At 43.2% G+C, this 21726-nt stretch carries 19 protein-coding genes and 1 pseudogene; 12 read left to right on the top strand and 8 right to left on the bottom strand.

Features of this window, described 5'->3' with window-relative positions:
- Window positions 1-30 precede the first annotated feature (30 nt).
- Window positions 31-1200 carry a M23 family metallopeptidase gene (locus LRS05_RS12415; RefSeq protein WP_257868609.1) on the top strand — a complete coding sequence of 390 codons (1170 nt, stop codon included), beginning with the start codon at window positions 31-33 and terminating at the stop codon, window positions 1198-1200.
- 53 nt (window positions 1201-1253) lie between these two features.
- On the opposite strand, the gene LRS05_RS12410 is transcribed toward LRS05_RS12415, so the two are convergent.
- The 3 genes and pseudogenes from LRS05_RS12410 to LRS05_RS12405 all read right to left on the bottom strand — a co-directional run bounded on the left by LRS05_RS12410 (window position 1254) and on the right by LRS05_RS12405 (window position 2006).
- Window positions 1254-1445: a hypothetical protein gene (locus LRS05_RS12410; protein ID WP_257868608.1), complete on the bottom strand. Its 192-nt coding sequence runs from the start codon at window positions 1443-1445 to the stop codon at window positions 1254-1256.
- 8 nt (window positions 1446-1453) lie between these two features.
- Window positions 1454-1699 (bottom strand): annotated as a pseudogene (locus LRS05_RS17690) (type II toxin-antitoxin system RelE/ParE family toxin); the annotation flags it as partial.
- A 43-nt stretch (window positions 1700-1742) separates the two neighbouring features.
- The gene (locus LRS05_RS12405; RefSeq protein ID WP_257868607.1) at window positions 1743-2006 is read right to left on the bottom strand and encodes a hypothetical protein; all 264 of its coding nucleotides are present in this window, start codon (window positions 2004-2006) and stop codon (window positions 1743-1745) included.
- 142 nt (window positions 2007-2148) lie between these two features.
- Here LRS05_RS12405 and LRS05_RS12400 point away from each other — a divergent pair, with 142 nt between their 5' ends.
- From LRS05_RS12400 to LRS05_RS12355, 10 genes are all read left to right on the top strand, one after another.
- Window positions 2149-2778, top strand: coding sequence for a hypothetical protein (locus LRS05_RS12400; RefSeq protein ID WP_257868606.1), 630 nt, complete (start codon window positions 2149-2151; stop codon window positions 2776-2778).
- A gap of 3 nt (window positions 2779-2781) precedes the next feature.
- Complete coding sequence (locus LRS05_RS12395) at window positions 2782-4128, top strand: 2TM domain-containing protein (protein WP_257868605.1); 1347 nt, start codon at window positions 2782-2784, stop codon at window positions 4126-4128.
- A gap of 18 nt (window positions 4129-4146) precedes the next feature.
- Entirely contained in the window at window positions 4147-4467 is a 321-nt protein-coding gene (locus tag LRS05_RS12390) for a 2TM domain-containing protein (protein ID WP_257868604.1), read from the top strand.
- A gap of 2 nt (window positions 4468-4469) precedes the next feature.
- A complete protein-coding gene (locus LRS05_RS12385; protein WP_257868603.1) occupies window positions 4470-4805 on the top strand; it encodes a 2TM domain-containing protein in 336 nt (111 codons plus the stop codon).
- Window positions 4789-5106, top strand: a complete 318-nt coding sequence (locus LRS05_RS12380; RefSeq protein WP_257868602.1) for a 2TM domain-containing protein — start codon at window positions 4789-4791, stop codon at window positions 5104-5106. The genes LRS05_RS12385 and LRS05_RS12380 overlap by 17 nt, the downstream gene beginning before the upstream one ends.
- Before the next feature lie 101 nt (window positions 5107-5207).
- Complete coding sequence (locus LRS05_RS12375) at window positions 5208-5963, top strand: LytTR family DNA-binding domain-containing protein (protein WP_257868601.1); 756 nt, start codon at window positions 5208-5210, stop codon at window positions 5961-5963.
- 126 nt (window positions 5964-6089) lie between these two features.
- Window positions 6090-7703 carry a S8 family serine peptidase gene (locus tag LRS05_RS12370; RefSeq protein WP_257868600.1) on the top strand — a complete coding sequence of 538 codons (1614 nt, stop codon included), beginning with the start codon at window positions 6090-6092 and terminating at the stop codon, window positions 7701-7703.
- On the top strand, window positions 7704-8048 hold the full coding sequence (locus LRS05_RS12365; protein ID WP_257868599.1) for a hypothetical protein: 345 nt from the start codon (window positions 7704-7706) through the stop codon (window positions 8046-8048). It begins immediately after the preceding gene.
- Window positions 8017-8568, top strand: coding sequence for a DUF6438 domain-containing protein (locus LRS05_RS12360; protein WP_257868598.1), 552 nt, complete (start codon window positions 8017-8019; stop codon window positions 8566-8568). The genes LRS05_RS12365 and LRS05_RS12360 overlap by 32 nt, the downstream gene beginning before the upstream one ends.
- Before the next feature lie 14 nt (window positions 8569-8582).
- Window positions 8583-9533 (top strand): nitronate monooxygenase family protein, encoded by a 951-nt coding sequence (locus LRS05_RS12355; RefSeq protein ID WP_257868597.1) that lies wholly within the window; start codon window positions 8583-8585, stop codon window positions 9531-9533.
- 82 nt (window positions 9534-9615) lie between these two features.
- Here the strand turns inward: LRS05_RS12355 and LRS05_RS12350 are convergent, their stop codons facing one another.
- The 3 genes from LRS05_RS12350 to LRS05_RS12340 form a co-directional block, all read right to left on the bottom strand.
- Entirely contained in the window at window positions 9616-10185 is a 570-nt protein-coding gene (locus tag LRS05_RS12350) for a YiiX family permuted papain-like enzyme (RefSeq protein WP_257868596.1), read from the bottom strand.
- Between the two features lie 42 nt (window positions 10186-10227).
- A complete protein-coding gene (locus LRS05_RS12345) occupies window positions 10228-11643 on the bottom strand; it encodes an alkaline phosphatase (protein ID WP_257868595.1) in 1416 nt (471 codons plus the stop codon).
- Between the two features lie 70 nt (window positions 11644-11713).
- The gene (locus tag LRS05_RS12340; protein WP_257868594.1) at window positions 11714-12685 is read right to left on the bottom strand and encodes a YihY/virulence factor BrkB family protein; all 972 of its coding nucleotides are present in this window, start codon (window positions 12683-12685) and stop codon (window positions 11714-11716) included.
- Window positions 12686-12921: 236 nt separating this feature from the next.
- On the opposite strand from LRS05_RS12340, the gene LRS05_RS12335 reads away from it, so the two are divergent.
- Window positions 12922-14214 carry an NAD(P)/FAD-dependent oxidoreductase gene (locus LRS05_RS12335; protein WP_257868593.1) on the top strand — a complete coding sequence of 431 codons (1293 nt, stop codon included), beginning with the start codon at window positions 12922-12924 and terminating at the stop codon, window positions 14212-14214.
- Between the two features lie 23 nt (window positions 14215-14237).
- Here the strand turns inward: LRS05_RS12335 and LRS05_RS12330 are convergent, their stop codons facing one another.
- Window positions 14238-16541 (bottom strand): BamA/TamA family outer membrane protein, encoded by a 2304-nt coding sequence (locus LRS05_RS12330; protein WP_257868592.1) that lies wholly within the window; start codon window positions 16539-16541, stop codon window positions 14238-14240.
- Window positions 16531-21615, bottom strand: a complete 5085-nt coding sequence (locus LRS05_RS12325) for a translocation/assembly module TamB domain-containing protein (RefSeq protein ID WP_308224924.1) — start codon at window positions 21613-21615, stop codon at window positions 16531-16533. Before LRS05_RS12325 ends, LRS05_RS12330 begins: the two co-directional genes overlap by 11 nt.
- Window positions 21616-21726: the final 111 nt, after the last annotated feature.

Genomic DNA, 21726 nt, shown 5'->3' with positions numbered 1-21726 from the left:
TTTGGCACAATCTCTGCATAACATATTGTTGTGAAAGAGATTATGAAGAGGAGAAACCTGACTTACCTGCTGGGAGCAACGGCATTGCTTATCCTGGCGATATCATGCCCGGCGTGTACCAGCATTGCAACGGGGATTACAAATGGCTTTAACAAAGTAGCCGATGTAATAACCCAGCCAACAGCGCGGCAGCAGTATGCCCGTGAGTTTAAAGACAACAAAGAAATATTTACAGCTTGGGAAGCCGACTATGATGCTGCGGTAAAAGACAGCCTGCAGGTGAGCCTTCCGTATGGTGAAAAGGGAAGTTTTTTGCTGAATGCGAATGGAGTGTACAGCTACGTTTTTGACCTGAAAGAAGGCGAAGTGCTTACTGCAGAGGTGACTAAAGACAGTACCGCCCGGGTGTTTATGGATGTATTTGAGCAGGATGGGAGCGACTACCGGCACCTCGAGAGTACTGGTATGGACGAAGCCTCGGCAGAGTTTGTACCAAATGCATCAGGGACATATAAAATTGTGATACAGCCGGAGATTGCGGCAAGCGGTCCGTTCTTTATCAGCCTTAATAAAAAGCCGTTGTATAAATTTCCTGTTGCTGGTAAAGGCAATGCGGCCGTGGGCAGTTTTTGGGGAATGGAACGTGACGGCGGCGCCCGAAAGCACGAAGGGATAGATATATTCGCGAAGAAAGGTACACCCGTAGTTGCCATAACCAATGGTTCGGTAAGTTTTACAGGTGAGCGGGGGCTTGGTGGCAAACAGGTATGGCTGCGTGACGGGCTGTTTGGCAAATCACTGTACTATGCCCACCTTGATGCCATTGCGGTTGAGCAGGGCCAGAGCGTGAAGGTTGGCGACACGCTTGGGTTTGTCGGGAACACCGGCAACGCACGGTTTACCCCGGCTCACCTGCACTTTGGCATATACCGTTTTGGCGGTGCGGTTGACCCACTGCCATATGTGTTTACAACCGAGAAGATATCGGCGAAGAATTATCCTGTATCATTTAAATCACCCGAGCTGAAAGTTAAAGGCAACGCCAATTTAAGACAGGGGCCGGCTACTACAACAAATGTTATAGGTTCGGTTACAGCAAATGAAACAATTAAGATTTTAGGCCAGCATAAAGACTGGCTGCATATAAAAACATCAGACAACAGGCGTGCTTACCTGCACAAAAGCCTGGTGAAAGCATAAGTTTTGTTTTGTGATAAACTCCCGGATTGTAAAGTCGATTCGGGAGTTTGTTTTTATCTGGATTTTTTTACCAGTGAAACTATTGAGAACAACGCAATGATGGTAAAGAAAATGATACACGCCCAGCCGGAAAGCTGGTATATGGTTTCACTGCTTTTATTAATAAGGTAGTAGCCCAGCAGTATGAAAAGAATGGATATTCCCAGGCCGAAAAGGTTTTTAGTTTTTGATGGTTGTGGTGTCATTGGTTATTTTAGAATTTAAGTTTGTGCGGGTTTTGGCGTGTATCGTAGATACGAAGAATCTGTATTACGTTTTCGTATTCAACAAAATAAATAATATTATGCTTTGTGACAACACATTTCCTAATATTCATTTTTCTTATAAATATTGGAAACCTTTTAGGATCATTTGAAATTGAGTGTGTTGCTTTATGAAAAATACTTAGAAAATTGTTGGCAACTTCTTGACTCCATCTAAAGTTTAAGTAGAGCATAACAGATTTAAGGTCTTACTCCGCTTCAGAAAGTAATACAACTTTCTTACTCATATCTTTTTCGCAATTCTCTAATTACATTTTCAACATCTTCACCATCGCTTACTTTTCCATCTTCATAAGCATCAATTAAACCCTGCTGTTGTGCAGGTGTCAGCCTATTCCATTCCGCTAGTTCTTCAGGTTCAGCAACACTCTGTAAATCATCATTGCCATCGGTATATTCCACTTCAACGCCTATTTTACGTGCAAGATCAGCAAGCAGCTTTATATTTTCTTTTGATTCGCTCCTTAAAATTATCCTTTCCATGGCATAGTATTTTCTAACAAATTTACTCAAAAAAACAGTTCATCCTTAAAAATCCACAGTTCGGTCAGTTGCTTTTTCATGGCTTTAGTTATCTTTAGATATTTGTTCCATCAAATAACAACAACCAAAACAAATTTAAATTATGATACGAGTTATTACAGCAGTTTTTCTTTTAGTGTGCAGTTCAATCTTTGCGCAGGATAAGTATGAGGCCGGGATGAAAAAAGCTTTTGAGCTTTGGGGCCAAGGCCAGAACGACCAGGCCGCGGCTATGTTTGAAAGGATAGCATCTGCCGAGAAAAACAACTGGCTGCCCAACTATTATGTAGCGCTTGTAAATACTACCCAGGCTTTCTCAATGCTGCAGGATAAAGAAAAGATAAATGCCATGCTTACAAAAGCACAAACCGCGCAGGATGCTGCCATAGCCATAGCGCCAAACGAACCGGAGCTTATGGTGATGCAGGCCATGATTTATACGGCCTATATAGCCAGCGACCCTATGACCAACGGCATGAAGCTGTCAGGTAAAGTAAATGAGCTGTATGCAAAAGCAAGGGCTATAGCGCCAAACAACCCGCGTGTGGTTTTCGGCCAGGCTGAATTCAATATGGGGAGTGCACGTTTCTTCGGTACAGATACTAAGCCGATTTGCGCTGAGATAAGCCGTGCTGTCGAACTTTTTGCAAGCTACCAGGCGCCGTCACAGTTCCACCCGAAATGGGGATTGGACAGGGCTAAGGAAGCGCAGGCTGAATGCAATAAAAAGTAATTCATGTTCAGGAGACTCTTAAAAGAGCTGGCACGCAGCATCTGGATTGGCAGCGCCATTGCAATAGTGCTTATTCTTATTACGCTGGCAAAAGGTAAACGCTTGTCGTTTGATGGTGACCTGGCTGTAAACATTGGTTATATACTTATGTACACTACAGCTTTGCATCTGGCCAACACACTGGTTTTTGTTGCGATGGATAAGCTTTTTAATAATGACAGGATGTCGCCAAAACGGCTTGCTGTCGGGTTTATGGCTTCGTTCTTTGTATCTGTATTTGTGATTTTCCTGCTTCGCATAGTTGAAGATGTACTAATTGAAGGCGAATCGTTGCAACGCTTTTTTGCGGAAGAAGATATCAGCAATTACTATGTTGCCATTGTAATTACGATGGTAGTGACGCTGCTCATACATGCGTTTTATTTCTACAAGAAATATCAGGAAAACAGGGTTAAGCAGCAAAAGATAATAGCAGGCACAGCCTCGGCAAAGTTTGAAACGCTCAAAAACCAGATAGACCCGCATTTCCTGTTCAACAGCCTTAACGTTCTTAGTTCGCTTATTGAAGAAAACCCTGATGCGGCACAAAGGTTTACCACATCACTTTCAAAAGTATACCGCTACGTACTGGAGCAGAAAGACAAAGAACTGGTAAGTGTGGAAGAAGAGCTTGCCTTTGCCAAAACCTATATGAACCTGCTGCGGATGCGGTTTGAAAACAGCATTACGTTTGAGCTGCCTGAGAAAATCCCGGGTGATGATGCCAAGGTAGTACCGCTGAGTTTGCAGCTGCTGCTTGAAAATACCATTAAGCACAATGTGGTGAGCCAGCAACGGCCATTGCATATAAAGATTTATCTTGAAGACGGTTACCTCGTGGTGCAGAACATCTTGCAAAAAAAGGAAGTGCTGCAGGACAGGCGGGGAGTGGGTTTGCAGAACATTGTGAGCCGGTATGCGATTATAACCGACCGCAAAGTATTGGCCGAAGAGACAAAAGATCATTTCATAGTGAAAATCCCGGTGCTTACAAAACAGCTTTCAATTATGGAAACAACAGGCTATCAAACAGAGAACAGTTATTACAAAGCCCAGAAAAGGGTTGAAGAGATAAAAGGCTTTTACGGCAACTTGTTCTCTTTTATACTGATAAACCTCGGATTAATGATACTCAACCTGGTAACGTACCCGCAGTACCTTTGGTTTTTGTACCCGGTTGCCGGATGGGGAATAGGGGTAATTATTCATGCAATGTACACTTTTAGCTGGATGCCGTTCTTCGGTGCCGACTGGGAAGAGAAAAAGATTCGTGAGATAATTGAAAAAGAGAATAGTGATAAATGGCGTTAACCGCTTAAAATGAAAGTTATGGAACCAGCAGATGAATTTTTCAGGCAGACACAGTATGAACGCGCCAAGAAACGTGTGGGCGAAATACGGTCATTCTATTACAATCTTATGTGTTACTGCATAGTGATTCCAATACTCATCTATGTAAACCTTACCTATTCGTCACACTTTCATTGGTTCTGGTTTTCAGCAGGCGGCTGGGGTATAGGTCTTATCTGTCACGGCCTTGGGGCTTTCGGGTACATACCTTTCCTTAGCAAAGATTGGGAAGACAAGAAGATACGGGAATATATTGAACAGGAAAGGCAGCGTAAAACCAATGTCACTAAATATGAATAGCAATGGGAAATTCATCTGAAATGCATGAAAAGCTTAAGAAGGCACAAAAACATGCCGAAGCAATTAAGAGTGTTTATGTACATGCCATGTGCTACGTTGGTGTTAACCTGGCAACATTTACATATTATCTGTTTGATGATTTCATAGCTCCGGTTTTCTGGCCAAGATGCTTCACTATACTTACCGGAGTTTGTGGTTTGATAGTGCTTGGCCATGCCGCATGGGTGTTCGGGCCAAAACTGCTGATGAAGAAAAACTGGGAAGAAGAAAAGCTAAAACAATTGATTACAAAAGATAAAACCAACCAAAACAAATACAAAGATGGAAAGATCATTTGAAGAAGCCCAAAGGCTTGAGAGGGCCCGTAAAAAAGTACAGGCGATTATGGGTTTTTACAAGCACCTGGCTGCATATGTTATAGTTAACCTCTTTTTAATAGCAATGAAATGGTTTAACCTTGACCCGGGAGAGGAATTCTTTACATTTGGCACCTTTAGCACTGCATTTTTCTGGGGAATTGGCCTGGTGTTTCATGGCGTGGGTGTGTTCGGCACCAATATTTTTCTTGGCAGAAACTGGGAAGAGCGCAAGATACAGCAGTACATGGAACAAGAGGAGCGTAAGAGTAAGTGGGAGTAGATTAACCCACAAGGCAAAAGCCACAAGCCACAAGTTATTGACACTTAAACTCACACACCCATAACCCGCAACATTAAACTTTAAACATTAAACTGTTTTCCGTGAACGTAATTATCGTAGAAGACGAAAAACCGGCCGCAAGGCTGCTTCAGCGTAAGCTTGATAAGCTGGGGATAGCAACCGCTACTATGCTCCACTCGGTTGAAGAGGCAATACAGTGGTTTAGCAGCAATGCACATCCTGACCTGATATTCCTCGACATACAGCTAAGCGACGGGCTTTCATTTGAAATATTTGATGCTGTGCCTATAAACAGTGCGGTAATTTTTACTACAGCGTATGACGAGTATGCCCTTCGCGCTTTTAAGCTCAATAGTATTGACTATTTGCTTAAGCCCATAGATGAAGACGAGCTTGAGGCAGCTGTCAGGAAATATCGGGAACGTGCGCCCCAACCGCAAAACCTTTCACTTGATTTTGAACAGATAAAGCGTATGCTGGTTAACCCGGCAGAAAAGGCATACAAAAAGCGCTTCACGATTAAGATGGGGCAGCACCTCAAAATGATAAATATTGAAGATGTGGAGTGCTTCTTCAGCGAGAATAAAGGTACCTACCTGCATACTTATGATAATCGCGATTACCTGCTTGATTGTACGCTGGAACAATTGGAAAACGAGCTCGACCCGTCAGAATTTTACCGTGTAAGCCGCAAATTCATCATCCCTATGAAAGCGATAAAAGATATTGTGGTATATACCAATTCGCGGCTTAAAGTAATTTTGCCTACTTATAAAGATGATGAGGTCATTGTAAGCCGCGAGCGGGTGAACGATTTTCGCGAATGGCTGGGTTAAAAGAGTGGGTGTTCAGTCGCAGTCACAGTTTTCAGTCACTCGTAACTCAAGACCCAACACCTAAAACCTAACACCTCAATTCCATAAATCTGAAATCATAAATCTAAATTCCGTACATTTGGGAGTATGAAACTCCGCCTGATGTATCTTTTATTTTTTGTGATTACCTCGCTTTACGCGCAGGAAGATGCGTGGGTGTATTTTACAGATAAGCCCGATGCGGCTTACTACCTTGCCAACCCGCTGGAAATGCTATCACAACGCGCGCTTGACAGGCGAATGGCACAGGGAATTACCCTTGACAATAAAGACGTGCCGGTTTCCAACACCTACATTACCCAGGTAACAGCAGCACCGGGCATCACTGTTATGGCCAAATCAAAATGGCTTAACGCCCTCCACATACGCGGTAGTGTTGCTGATATTAATGCTCTGGCTACGCTGCCTTTTATATCGTATATAGACTTCGCCAGCAACGGCATCGGCAACACAAACCGCCCGGCAGAGGTACAGCAAATGGCTTCCGTAAACAAATTTCTTCAGGCACAGGCTACATATAGCTATGGTAATTCATCAAGCCAGGTAACCATGCTAAACGGGCATTTACTGCACCAGCAGGATTTTACGGGAACGGGCAAGATTATCGCCGTGCTTGATTCGGGGTTTCCGGGAGTGAACACTACACAGCCTTTCCAGAGGCTTATTAATAACAACCAGATTTTGGGCGGCTATGATTTTGTAAACCGCAATCCCAACTTTTTTACGGGCCATTTTCATGGTACCATGGTACTTTCAACTATGGGCGGCTATACGGAAGGGCAGCTTGTAGGTACGGCGCCGGATGCCTCTTATTACCTTTTCATAACTGAAAATGCCGCAAGCGAAAATCCTGTTGAAGAATCGCTTTGGGTAGAAGCGGCTGAGATGTCCGACAGCCTTGGGGTTGATATTATCAATACTTCGCTTGGCTATTTCACATATGATAATCCTGCGTACAGCTATACATATGATGACCTTAACGGCAACACGGCATTTATAACCCGTGGCAGCGAAGCAGCCTTTTCACGGGGAATAATACTGGTAACTTCTGCCGGAAATAGTGGCAGTACAGCCAATCCGTATATTAATGTGCCCGGCGATGCACCTCATACCGTTACTGTCGGAGCTGTTGACAGCCAGGAAGTAATATCGCCCTTTAGTTCATATGGGCCAACTTTTGACGGCCGTGTAAAGCCTGATGTTGTGGCACAGGGCGTCAATGCAGTAGTCGCCAATCCGGCAGGTGAAATCGTCACTGTTGGCGGAACTTCATTTTCATCACCAATAACAGCAGGACTCATAGCATGCTTATGGCAGGCACTGCCTGATATGACCAATTTAGAGATGATCAGCCTTGTACGCGCTTCGGCCGACAGGTTCACGATTCCCGATCCAAAGTACGGCTATGGTGTGCCTGATTTTTCACTTGCCCTGCAGAACGGCCTCGGGCTTACCGAAACGGGCAACACGCAGCAATTGCTATTATATCCTAACCCTGTAACCGACAGGCTAAATTTTATACTGCCGGCAACAGCAAACAGCGTAAATATTTCAATCTTCAATAACCTTGGGCAGCTGGTTCTTCAGCAAACTGCAACACAAGGCAACTCTATTTCCGTGCAAAATCTTGCTAACGGCATTTATAGTTACAGGGCAGAATCAGGAAGTGTAACCCGAACGGGGAGGATTGTAAAGAAATAGATGAAAAATATTGTTATTATAATATTGATCATTTGTATCTCTTCATGTAAGAATAATGGATCATCTACTGAAGAGCTACTTTTAGGTCATTGGTCTGTTATTGAAGAAGATAAGCTAAAACAGGATGGAGATATCACGATAGTTGATAATAGAGCCTTTGAATTCCTTGAAGGTGGTATTGTTGATTATAAACCGGGATATTTTGATTACGAAGGATTTCATAATGATATATCAAGAAAAAGCAATAAATACTATCTTGGGACTGAAACAAAATTTGCAATCAAAGATGACAGCTTAAAAATATATAATCTTTTTGAAAAAAAAATGGCAAGGCTTAAAGATTAAAAAAATTACTGCTGACACCTTAGTTATTGGGCAAGATACATTATGGACCACATTTATCAAAAAAAGATATGATATCGATAGCATTCCTGATTTCGACGCTATAAAGGTTTACTTTGGAGGATGTTATGGCACATGCCCTGTACAGCAAATTGTGATATTTAAGAGTGGAAATGTATTGTATGATGGATTTGAATATGTAGATAATATTGGAAGCTTTAAATCAACAGTTAAAAGACAGCAGTTCAGTAATATTGCTAGAAGATTTAAAGAGGCAAAATATAATGTTCTTTATGATGATTATTTTGAATCTGTATCTGACATGAGGAGAATTATTGTCACTTTCTATCAAAATAATAAAATCATCAAATCGGTTTCAGATTATGCATCCTCTTCTCCGGATGAATTTCAATGGGCATATATAAAAGTTGAACACCTGATATCACAATTAAAGATGTATAAAGATACTACTCGGGTAGCATCAGATAATTTTAAACTTTTGCCGCCACCAGTAAAAGAATAGCTTATAATATAATCATGACCAACAACTCCATCACCCAACTTTTCAACATCAAATACCCAATAATACAAGCCGGCATGATATGGGCCAGCGGATGGCGCCTTGCAAGTGCTGTGAGCAACGCAGGCGGACTCGGGCTTTTAGGTGCAGGCTCAATGTACCCTGAAGTGCTTCGCGAACATATACAAAAGTGTAAAGCGGCGACCAATAAGCCTTTTGGAGTGAATGTGCCGATGCTGTACCCGAACATCCAGGAAATAATGGATATTATTGTTGAGGAGGGCGTAAAGATCGTCTTCACTTCCGCAGGTAATCCCAAAACCTGGACATCTTTCCTGAAGGAAAAGGGTATTACCGTAGTACATGTGGTTGCAGGTGTAAAATTTGCCCTTAAAGCACAGGAAGCCGGAGTTGATGCCGTTGTAGCCGAAGGTTTTGAGGCAGGCGGGCATAATGGCCGTGACGAGACTACCACTTTTACATTAATACCTATGGTAAGGCAAAAGCTGAACATCCCGCTTATTGCTGCAGGAGGTATAGCCACAGGCCGCGGAATGCTGGCGGCAATGGTACTGGGAGCTGACGGTGTACAGGTAGGCTCGCGGTTTGCAGCCTCGGTTGAGTCATCATCACATGAAAACTTCAAGCAGGCCATTGTAAATGCTCAGGATGGTGATACACTTGTTACGTTGAAAGAACTTGCACCGGTAAGGCTAATCAAGAATAAGTTCTTCCACGATGTGATGGAGCTTTATACGAAGTCGCCCTCTATAGACGACCTTAAAACACTTTTAGGCCGTGCGCGTGCCAAAAAAGGAATGTTTGAAGGCGACCTTGAAGAAGGTGAGCTTGAAATTGGGCAGATAGCGGGCCTAATCAATGACATTATTCCAGCCGCAGCTATTGTTGAAGAAATGATAGCCGAGTTTGAAGAGGCGAAGAGGGAAGTGTCTGGTTTACATTTTTAAATTACGCCCAGTCAGGCTAAACTTGTTCAAGCCTCATAAATTAACCACATAGGAACATAGCTTATTCTATCTTTCTATGTGGTTAATTTTGGGTAACAGTATAGAGTTTATCACTTCGAAAAATTGATGCCGGCGAAATCACCCGTTCATTCAAAGGGATTTCATTACCATACCGCTTTTTCATTATTTTCTGCACTTCAGGATGTGAGAGGTCAAAATCTTTCAACTGTTGAAGCTTGCCGACTTCTACACCTGCACCTTCTTTATATATTTTCCAAACAAGTTCTGAACAATAAATGCGGTCATTGCTCCACTCAAAATACAAGTCATAATCTTTACCGGTCATTTTCTTACCTGTCTGTTTCATGTACACGAGCTTTTCCGGAGTAAGTGCCGTACTGTCTTTAAGGCGTTTTACTACATAATGGCTTCCTTCACCTCTGTTAATCCATTTTTGCAATGGTGTTCGGGTTACAGGTTGTACTGCTTCAAAAACATAATAGTCATCGCCCTGACGGTATATGATGCCGCAGTGTGAATATTTTGATTTAGTCGCAAGCTGTATTGCTTTGCTTTGGGCTGACTTTGAAGTCTGAAAAATGATGTCACCATCTTTTAAAACAGCAACATCTGTTAAACTTTCTTTTTGCATGAAAGTACAGTTAGAGCTAAAAACAAGAAAATATATCGCATATTAAAACTTATTTTCAACCTCTGCCGCCTGCAGCATCAGGTAGTGCAGGTCAGTATTCTTTACGAAAGGCTTTAATAATTCACTGCCGGGGCCATACATGGCCAGCTCTACATAATCTGCCGAATGGTCCATGCTTATCCACCCTACGGAGTTTGTATTCTTCTGCATATCGGCAAACAATTTAAACGGCAGCTTCTTGTAGTTATATAGCCCTTCATCTTTTTGCAGCCCGGTATAAAACCCGAGTATCGACTTTGCATTCACTTCAGAAATTGCTGCCCCGTTGCCTGCCTCAACGATTTCGCGAACCTGCGCCACAGTTGATGTCGGCTTTATCTCATTAAGTATCCATTCGTTGGTATGCGTGTACTTCTGTATGCTGTCAAAATTTTTGTCAGCATCCTTTCCATAAATCACACCCGGGTTGGCATTGCCGTGGTCGGTAGTAATTATCACCAGCGTTTCCTTATCCTGTTCTGCAAAATCAATAGCCACTTTTACAGCATCGTCAAAAGCTACCTGATCATATAGCACAGCCGCGATGTCATTGGCGTGCGCACCCCAGTCTACCTTTCCGGCTTCAATCTGGAGCACAAAGCCGTTCTTGTGGCCTTTCATATGGTTTATGGCTTTCTGCGCCATTTCGGCCAGGGTAGGGGTTGTGTTGGTAAGCGCCTTATCATTTGCCCTGTCTATGCTGTATGGCAACGCATCATCAGCAAATACGCCCAGTAAAGGTTTATCATTTACGGCTGCCATCATTTCGCCGCGTGTACGAGCCACCTGATAGCCTTTTTTGCGATATGCGGCATACATATCGCTTTTGTCTTTGCGTGTATCAGCGTTAAAATACTTGTGCCCGCCGCCCATCATCACATCAAACCCGAGTTGCAGGTAATCTTTGGCGATGTCTTCCATAGCGTTGCGGCTGTCATTATTTACACAAAAGCCTGCAGGCGTAGCGTGGGTTATAGGCACTGTAGTTACGCATCCTGCCAGTTTTCCTGCCTTCTTGAACTTCTGCCAGATGGGCATGTGTTTTTCGCCGTTCGGGCCAATGTTCAGTACGCCGTTCTTCACGCGCACACCGCCTCCCCACGAAGAGCTCCCGGCAGATGAGTCGGTCACGATGCTGCTGGCCGAAGCTGTATCCATAAGCGCACGGCTCACCTTCTGGTCTTTGTAAAGCTGCATCCAGTTGCTGCTGCGGCCCATTTTTCGGTTAAGATACAGGTCAGCCATGTTAAGCGTTCCGGAGCTCATACCGTCGCTTACAAGGAATATAATGTTTTTTGCTTTTTTGTTTGTATTAATGATATCCGGGCTAAGCACTTTTGCAGTGCTTTCAAACGGATTAAATAAAGCGGTGCCAAGGGTAAATAATGACCCGTTCCTGAAGAATTTCCTCCTGTTCATGTAGATATGCGTTTCGCCAAAGGTAATAAACTAAGGCAAACGCAATATTCAGGGCAATGTTATTTTTTGATTACGGATTTTCTTTCTTATTGCTTGTCTTATCGTCTGTTGGTATAGCCTTTACATTTTTTTCAATTTCCTTTTGCTCTACATAAACGGCATATTCTGCAGGCTCAATCAATACCCCTGTGTAGTCTGCATATACGCGGGTAAATTCAGCGCCAATGTAAAGTATGGCTGCAGTATAATATACCCATAGCAATATTATGATGATTGACCCAGCCGCGCCATAAGGGCTGCCTGCCGCAGTGGTTTCAATGTATAGGCCTATAAGGTAACGCCCCAGCATAAACAGGATAGCAGTAAAAAATGCTCCCGCGCGTACATCTTTCCATGCAATTTTGGCATCAGGCAGTACTTTGAAAATTACACCGAACAATATTGTTATCACAATAAAGCTGATAGCAACATTTATAATGCTTAATATTATAATAGTCATATCAGGAAAATAGCGGTGCAGTATATCACTCAATGCCAGTACAGCGCCATTTACAAGCAGTGAGACAACAAGCAGGAAACCCAGGCCGACAATAATTGAGCCTGAAAGCAGCCTGTCTTTAAGCAGCTTTACCCAGCCACGCTTCGGTTTCGCTTTCACCCGCCATATCATGTTGATAGAATCCTGTATTTCCCCGAATACAGTTGTTGCACCTATAACAAGTGTTATTGCACCAATTACTAAAGACATTGTGGTTTTGCCTGAAAGCTCAAGATTGGTAATTATCTCCTGTACCTGAGCGGCTGCCTTATCTCCTATAAGACCATTTATTTCGTCAAAAACTTTGCCTTCAATAGCCTCTCTCCCAAAAAATGCCCCTGCCAAAGAAATGAGAAGTAATAACAGGGGAGCCATAGAAAATACGGTATAATATGAAAGCGATGCGCTTAGTTTAAGTCCTTTATCTTCCATAAAGCCCGTAACAGTATCTTTCAGGATATTTACAGAGCGCTTAAAATATTTTTTGGTGAAGTAATTCCTCATAATGGTTTTGTTGTTGCATAAAGTTAGAAACCATGCGTGTACAATGCTATAATATTAACATTACTATAAATGTTTTTGAATAGTTTAGACTACCAGCCAACGTAAATTTTACCTTACAAATTAAAAACCCAAATTTTTCATAAATCTTGCTGAAAACCCTTACAGCAATTGCAATGCACGCTTAAAAGCAGTAATTTTATTATGAAAAATCCATTGCGGAATAAATAGCAGATATTATGAGGATAGTAATAATTGGTGGCGGCTTTGCAGGTATAAACCTGGCCGAAGAACTGGGTGGCGATAAGCGTTTTCAGGTAACGCTGGTAGATAAGAACAACTACAATTTCTTTCCGCCGCTAATTTACCAGGTAGCTACAGCCTACCTTGAGCCGTCGAGTATCAGCTATCCTTTCCGTAAGCTTTTCAGGGGTAAAGACAATATACAGTTCCGCCTGGGTGAACTGCAGTCGGTTAACCTTGCAGAAAATAAAGCCATACTTAACAACGGTGAGCTTGAATATGATGCGCTTGTATTTGCTACAGGAGCCGAAACCAGCTACTTCGGTATGGAAAATGTACGGAAGAACGCTATCCCGATGAAAACGCTGAATGACGCAATTGAAATGAGGAATAAGCTACTGCAGCGCATGGAGAAGGCTGCCATTTGCAAAAACAGCCGCGAGCGCCGAAAATACCTTAACATTGTGGTAGCCGGCGGTGGGCCTACAGGCGTAGAGATATCAGGTATGTTTGCTGAAATGAAGAATGGTATCCTGAAAAAAGAATATCCCGAACTGTCTACAACCGTAAGTAACATTTACCTTGTTGACGGTGGCGGTGAGCTGCTGGGGCCAATGAGTAAAAAATCTCAGCAGGATACGCTTGATGCCCTTACCAAAATGGGTGTGATAGTGAAGCTTAATACCCGTGTGGTAGATTATATAGATGATACCGTGCATTTTCATACGGGTGAGACGATACAATCAAAAAACCTGATATGGGCTGCCGGTGTTAGCGCCAAAACATTTGAGGGTATCCCCGCCGAGTTTTATGGCCGCGGCAAGCGTATGGCTGTTGATGAGCACAATAAAATAATTGGCAGCAACAATGTATACGCCATTGGAGATACTTGTTTACAGCTTACTGATGAAGCTTTCCCGCAAGGGCATCCACAGGTGGCACAGGTGGCGATACAGCAGGGCGAAATGCTGGCGAAAAACTTCAAAAGGATGGCAGAGAAAACAGCCCTGAAGCCGTTTAAATACCATGATAAAGGCTCAATGGCAATCATAGGCAAGAATAAGGCAGTGGTAGACCTCCCAAAACCTAAGCTGCATTTTAAAGGGTTTATAGCATGGCTTATGTGGCTGTTTGTACACGTTATGTCGCTTATAAGCTATCGTAACCGTATCACGACATTATATAACTGGACAACCGCTTACTTCAGCTCAGACCAGTCTTTGCGCATGATCATCAGGCCTGAGAAAAGAAAGGCACATGATGGCGGGCATGGTAGCGGGGTTGCTTAGTATTATTGATGGAATTTATTGGCTTAGAACGGATACCCTATAGCTATATTAAACACTAGGTTTTCCCTGCGCCATGATTTGCTGCCGAAGTCAATCTGGTCGAACACCCATCGTTCCGATTCAGGCAGCCATGGTTTACGCAGTGGAAAAGCCAGGTCAAGCCGCAGCACCAGGAAAGTTACATCTATACGGAGGCCTGCGCCTGTACCCACAGCAAGCTCATCTAAAAATTTACTGCTGAACTGCGCACCGGGGCGGTGTTCTTCATCGGCATTCCATAGCCATATATTTCCGGCATCTACAAACAGTGCACCATGTACAACACTAAAGAGCTGTGCACGGTACTCCGAATTTAATTCCAACTTAATGTCACCGCTTTGGTCAGGCAGGAAAGAATTAGGATTAACATCAGTAGGGTAATAGCTGCCCGGCCCGATTGACCTAGCCCGGAAAGCCCTGATACTGTTTGTGCCGCCTATAAAGAACTGGCGCATAAAAGGCAGTTCGGTTGAATTGCCATATGGCAGCCCGACACCTGCAATGATACGGTTTGCCAGCTGCGAATTGCGCCCCAGCCTTAAATAATACCTGAAATCATGCTCCATTTTCAGGAACTGGCTGAACTGTACACCGAGAACTTCCTTAGGGTCACCACCCTTAGCATCAGCGCCTGAAGCAAGCCCGGCAAGTGTTCCGGCTGCATCAAAAGCGCCTTTATAAAAGAAAGTATGCTTCTTAAACTTACGCATGGTGTTGGTAAAGGTGTAAGAATAGGTAGGCCCAAAAATGAACTGCTTCTCTATGACTCTTTGCAACGGTGGGTTAGCCTCTATTTCTGCACGGTATTCGTCGGTAACGGTGGCAGGGCTTACGTAGTTTATATCAGTTACATTTAACTGGTGCTCAACACGTATATTGGGCTTCCACAGATAGCCAAATTGTGCCCTAAATGAGTTGAGCGAGTACAGTTTTGCCCTGTTCTGGTACTCATAGCTTACCATGGCGCGCGTTCTCGGCACAAATGCGCTGGAGTCGATAATCCTGAATGGTGTAATGAAACGCGGCCATACAAGGCTTGCCTCGCCACCAAAGCGGTACACATTATAGCCTTTGTTCTGGCCTGATACCTGTACTTCTACACCTCCAAAGCCGGTAAGTGTAAGCAGCTCTGCCGCACGAAAGGCATTACGGTTGCTCCAGTTTACGTTTAGTTCAGAGCCATTATAGTTGGCCGAATTTGTTTTACCCAATACTTCAACCCTTATAGATTTCTTAGGCAACGGTGTCATATAGTAATACGCATCAAGGAAATTGCCTAATGTGTCTGAAGGGCGAAACTCATTCTTCACAAATTTAAATGTGCCTAAATTAACCAGCCTGTTCAGTGAAAGGTTATGGTCCCTGCGGCTGTAAATGTCACCTTTGTGAAAGAACATTGTACGGTCATAAATAATAGGGCGGAAGGTATGCTGAGGGTCGTAAATTGTGTAATCTTTGTACACTTCAGCCGAATCACGCATGTACTGCAGCGTATCTTTTGTGGTAAGCGAATAGTTAGGATAAATAACAATATCATTTATACGCCAGATTTGCTTTGCGCGTTCTGGGGTTTCATCTTTTACCTTTACGATAAGGTCAACCTGCCTGTCGCCTACGGTACTGTCAACCTGAATCAGTAAATAGTCAGGTTTGAAGTAATAGTACCCCCGGTTTTTCAGGCGTTCATCTATACGCTCGCGTTCCTGTTTTATAACCTCAAGGTCATACGGCCTTCCGGGCCTTAGCCTGCTGCGGCGCTTTAATGCGCTTATCATACTGTCGAGAGGGGTTGAGGTAGAGTCTGACGGGAAAATCACATTACGGATGGTATATTGCCTGCCCGGCCTTACCGTATATTGCGCTTTTGCACGCCTGTTTCGTGAAGTTGAATCCGCAGATGTACGCGCTTTAAAATAACCTTTATTCTCGGCATAGTTCTGTAATATATCGGCATTATAATCTAAATCTACTTGGCTGAATAGTACGGGCGGCTCGCCAACTTTGTTACGCAGCCAGTACCTTAAACCTTTTTCTTTTTTGGGCTCGCCGGCAAGGTTGTAGATATACAGCTTGGGCCTCAATCCTAAAAAGCCTTTGTTCGGGCGCGGGCGCAACAGGTCTTCCATCTGCTTTTCAAGCTCTTTCCTGTCACTGCGCGATATAGCTGTATCTTCTACTTTTACTTCACCGCCAACATACAGCATATCACCTTCGGGCAGGTATTTGGTGTTGCTGCAGCCGTAAATAGTTACTATTGCAAATAATATGTACAGGTATCTACTTCTCATCTGTTGTGCTCTTTTCTCCCGGTGTTGTGTTTGGCGGCAGGTCATCATTATCGCCCGGATTATGCTCTTTATTCTCTTTTGCTTTTTCCTCTTCGCTTCTGCGTTTTTTGTTTTCTTTTTCGCGGCGTATCATTTCTTTTTCTTCTTCCGAGCGATGGAAAAGCTCACGGAACTTATTATAGTCCATAGTGATGATGAACGCTACGCCCGTCTCAACCACCTGACCCTGAAGCGCTACCTGATAATCATTTTTACGGTAAGCCCTAACCATATAACGCCCATCTCTTGTCAATTGGTAGTCAAGCGATACATCGCCTGCAATATTGGTGCTTTCTTCATTGGCCTGCTGCGGACCTTCAAGCCCAAAACTGCTGCCTACCGTGACCTTAAGCCTGTCATTCAGTAATTGTTTTGATACGCCTACGTTAAGGTCAGTCCTGTTTTGTTGCTCACCCGTGGTATAATCGTCGGTTGACTCCAGGTCAAAGTTTAGCTCAAATCCTTTTACAAGGTCACCTGCCAGGTTATTTAGCTGCTGAGATAATATTTTACTTACACTCTGGCGTGCGATAGACTCGGCACTGTCACCGCCGGCTTCACTGGCAAATGGGTTTTCACCGATGAACCTGTTGAGCAATAGTAGTGCAAACACCTGCTTATTCAGTTCGTTGGGCTGTTGGCGCAATTCAGCAAGCTTGCTGTTGGTAGCATCAATAATTTTTGATGATACAGCATAGTTTCCTTCCGGCACAATAATATCAAAAGTCAGTTCCGGTTTCAGCAGTTCGCCGTTTATTTTAAGCAATGTGTGGATAGGTATACGCTGCTTGTATGTATTTCTTTCAGATGCCGATACTCCCGCCAGCTGCTGGTCAAGCAGGTCAATCGGGGCTGTTTCGGTTTTATATACAGCAGTTATATTTAGCGAAGCATCGGTAGGTTCGCCGGTCCATAAAATGTAGCTGCCTTTTTCAATTTCAAATTTACGTTTTATCAGGTTAAAGGTCATTTGGTAGGCGCCTTCAGTAAATTCATATCGTCCGGTGAGGCTTGTTTTACCTGATGGGTCTATGCCGCCCGTAAGCTGTGCCTCTCCTTTAAGCTGCAGGAAGTCGCCGTTACCTTTGTCAATAATGAGGTTCATTTCGGCCTCTTTATCAATCTCTATGGCAACAGACACATCCATGCCTTTAAATGCAGAATTATTAAATTCTTTTTCCATGGCCAGGCGCTGTTTTATCTCCATATTGTCCTGGTCAATAAACTCCACAATACCTTCACGGTCGGCAATCCTTGGGTCTTGCTGTGGCAACACTACCGTAAACTTGGTGTCTTCATTAATCTTAAGCTTGCCATCGATAACAGGGTTGTTTACATTTCCTTTTATACGAAGGTTGGCATCAAGAAAGAGGTTGCCGTAATAAAGATCGTTATCTTTAGCCGTACTATTTATCGCCCTGAAATTTTCTGCATCTACCGTAAGGTTAAAGCTATAGTCTTTAAAATCTGTAGTTGCCACTGTGCCGTCAATCTGCAGCACATTACTGTTTTCGTCAGTAACCGTAAACTTGTCCAGCACAATGCCGCGCTCATTTACTGTTATGGTTTCATTGATGTTTTTAAAGTAAGAGTTTAACTGCGTGACACGGAATGCTACATCATTAAAATCAAGGTTACCGCGAACATTTGGCGCTGCGGGCGTGCCTGTAATTTTAAATCTTCCTGAAAGGTAGCCGTCGCTGTCTTTCAGTTCCCCGAAAGTAAAGGCCTGCACACTGGTCATGTTCATCTTCCGGATATCCAGGTTCAGGTCAAAGGTTTGCGATGCTGCCTGGTACGTACCGTCAAGGTTTACCTCGTTACCATTTCCGGTTATTGCAACATCGGCAGTATAAGTGTTAGCCGTCTGGTTATCTACATTTATTTTGATGTTGCCAACAGTATCGTTTGCCACTTTAAAATCAGTAATGTCAAGCTGTGATACAAATACAGGATTTTGCGAGAGGTTACGAAGTTCGGCAGTACCGTTAATTGTACCTGCAAACTTCATCTCATCCTTCTGAATCATGTTGGTCAGCGTCTCGATTTTAAAGTTTTCAAGCGTGACATCAAGAGGTGCGTTAGGAGCTTCACTCTGTGATTGCATCCTGATGGAACCGCCTTCATTAGTCAGGTCAAAGTTATTGGCATAGATGCCGTTTTTACCGAAGCGCAACAGGTTTTCAGCTGCTACATTCCATTGCTCGTAATTTAATTTTAGCCCTTCAGGGTCAAGAGAAATTTCAGTATTCCCGTCAGCCGCGCGCATTTCACCCGCAACCAGGTATTGCTCTTCATCTTTTTTATCCAGTATCTGCAGGCGGTAGCTCAAAATGTCTTCTTTAAGCGCACCGGTAATTATTGTGTGCGGCAAGAGGAATTGTTCACTCTGGACTTCGTCTATTGTGATGTTGTAGGTAAGGGCTTCATCTTTTGTGTCCACAGTAATATTTCCTCCTGAAATTGTATATGCGCCATATACCACCCGCGGAATACTGCCATTCAGGACTATAGAATCACCTTCGCTGTTGTATCGGCCATTAATGTCAATAGGCTCCAGCCTTTCAATCTGCGGAAGCAGTTTGAACAACACAGGGTCATTATCAACACGTATCGCAAAAACAAAATGCTGGGGAGGAATCTGTTTTTTAGGCTTGTTAGGGTTTGTATTGTAGTACTTCGAGATAGTGTTCATCAGTGCATCGCCCACCTGCGTAAGCTTATATTTACCAATAACAGAGGCATCTACAATCTGTGACTTGATTTCTATAGCTGTGGTGTCGGGCTTTGTAACAGCAGTAATATTTATAGTATCAAGCGCAAACTCTTCCTCACCATTATTAAAATAGAAAGTGTGCAGGGCTACTTTACCATTCAGGTTATCCGGATTGCCATCGGCTATATCGGCATCTACATTGCCACGCAGTTTCATAGGCCCTGCATGCAAATTCAGTTTATCAAGGTCAGCAATATCAACGTTTAGCCTGATTTTCCCGTTAGGGTATTTGCCCCTGAAACCACCGCTTGCCACAAGGTCAAAGTCAAGGTTCGGGTCGTTCATGTCGGCAACGGCTTCAAAGCTGCCATTATTTATCTTGCCTTTAAGGTTAAGGTCTTTGTAATTATACCCATTAAATTCGGCAGCAATCACTTTACCTGCAATTTGTGCATTGGCTGATTGTGGGTCAAGCCCTGTGCCTTTTACTTTCGCCCGAAGGCTAACACGGCCAATTGAATCATTGCTGATTAGCCTGCCAACGTCAAAGTTATTTACGGTTATATCAGCATCGTAACGCTCACGGCCTTTTCGGCGCTGGTCAAACAAGGCCTTCACTTTGGCGCTGCCATGGCTACTGGCGAGGTTTACATCAGCATTAAAGTTATTGAGTGTACCTTTAAACTTAGCTGTCGCGGCAATATTAGCAGGCAGGTTGATGTTTGCAGGAATAGTCCCTTTCGGAACAAATGTTTTAATATCTTTTGATGTAGTCTTAAACTGCCGAACATCCATATCAAAATAAGCTGTCTGCGCGTCAGGGAGGCCTTTTATGCGACCGCTCGCTGCAATAATTGTGTTGCCAATGCCGCTTATTTCAAGATTGGCTATGCGCAGGTCTTTAACTTTACCTTCTACGCGGCTGTTGATATTCATCACTGCATTAGGATTGCTTTTGAACGGATTTGTGTTTGCCAATGCAGGCACAAAAATAAGTACATCTCTAAACCCGACACGGCTGCCATCAAGGTTGGCATCTACAGCCATTTCTCCAATATCTTCACTAAGCGATTCTAGCGATGGGTAGCTAACCACAATCTCATCTCGCAGCAGGGTAGAAGGCGTTTCAAGATACAGATCTTTCAATTGTGCACCTCTAGGCCCGTAAGCAAAATCAGTCCTTAATGCCTTAACATCTAGCCCGCTTTTATCACGAACCGTGAACTGTGTTATATCACCTGAAATAGTATCCGGAGAGTACGAGAAATCTTTTGCCTTTAGAGTAAGATTGCTGATGTCAAGGTGTTTGTAATCAATTCCTTTTTTTGCAGGAGGAGAGTTCTCATCATCAAACTTAAAGGCTACGTCTGTAATATCCGCATTATCAAGCCTTATTTTCCATTGTGCCTGCTGTACCGCTGCCGTTTCTTCCGGCAATGCCTGTTGTACCTGCTTTTCAAATTTCCCTAAAGCCAGCTGGCCCTTGAGCCCGTTTAGTTCAATGTTTTTAAGGTCTATCAATTGCGACTTAAGGTCAACTTCATTAACCTTTACTGCCAGTTTCTTTAGTTTTAGTCCGGTATCAAGGCGAGAACCCTCGTTATCATAACCAATATCAATATTTGCCAGGTTTATGTCATCGAGTTTAATTTTAAAGTCAGGTTTTTTACTGGCTTCTTCGGCAACTTCCTGCGTGTTTTGGGCAATCTCTGCAATCATACCCTGTTTTAAAGTAAGCTTCAGGCCGTCAAGATTTACTTTGGGGACTTCAAAATTAAGGTTGTCAAGGTCGAATTTCGTGATTTTGGTATCAAAATGCGTGATAGTTGCACTCAGGTTGTTTTTTGAAATAGCATCATCAAACTTTACCCTGATATTATCAAGGTTAACTTTGTTGATGGAAAATTTCATCGGCGCCGAAGTGGTATCTTTCGGCTTGTCGCTGGCAAAGGCATCAATAATATAGTCGAAATTAAAAACAGAATCTTTGTTGCGCCTTACGTTTGCTACAATACCTTTAAGGTCAATAGAGTTTATTTCAACTTCATTGTCCAGTAGTTTAAAAAGGCTGATGTCAACTGCCAGCTTTTCGCCTGCAAGCAATGTGTCTCCTGCCTGGCCTTCAAAATAAACGCCTTCAAGTATTACTTTTTTTGGCAGGCCAATCTCAATCTTATCTATCTTAACTTCTGTGCCAATTTTACCTTCAAGGTAGGTTACAGCTTTATTTTTTGCAATGTTCTGGAAATAGGGTATCTGGAGAAGCAACACTATTAACAGGAACAGCCCTATGACCGACCCGATTATCCATAACAGCACCTTGCCTGTTTTACGTAAGTATTTTTTGATTTTTGCGTTCATTCTATCCGCTAAAAGTAGGATAAATAGAACATTTAAGTTTTAAAGTTTTCCTAAAAGACAGATAGTGCC

Origin of the sequence: Flavobacterium sp. J372 (assembly GCF_024699965.1) — a bacterium.
Lineage (GTDB): Bacteria > Bacteroidota > Bacteroidia > Flavobacteriales > Flavobacteriaceae > Flavobacterium.
The sequence above is the reverse complement of the archived record's forward strand: the minus strand, read 5'-3'. Positions and strand labels throughout refer to the sequence as shown.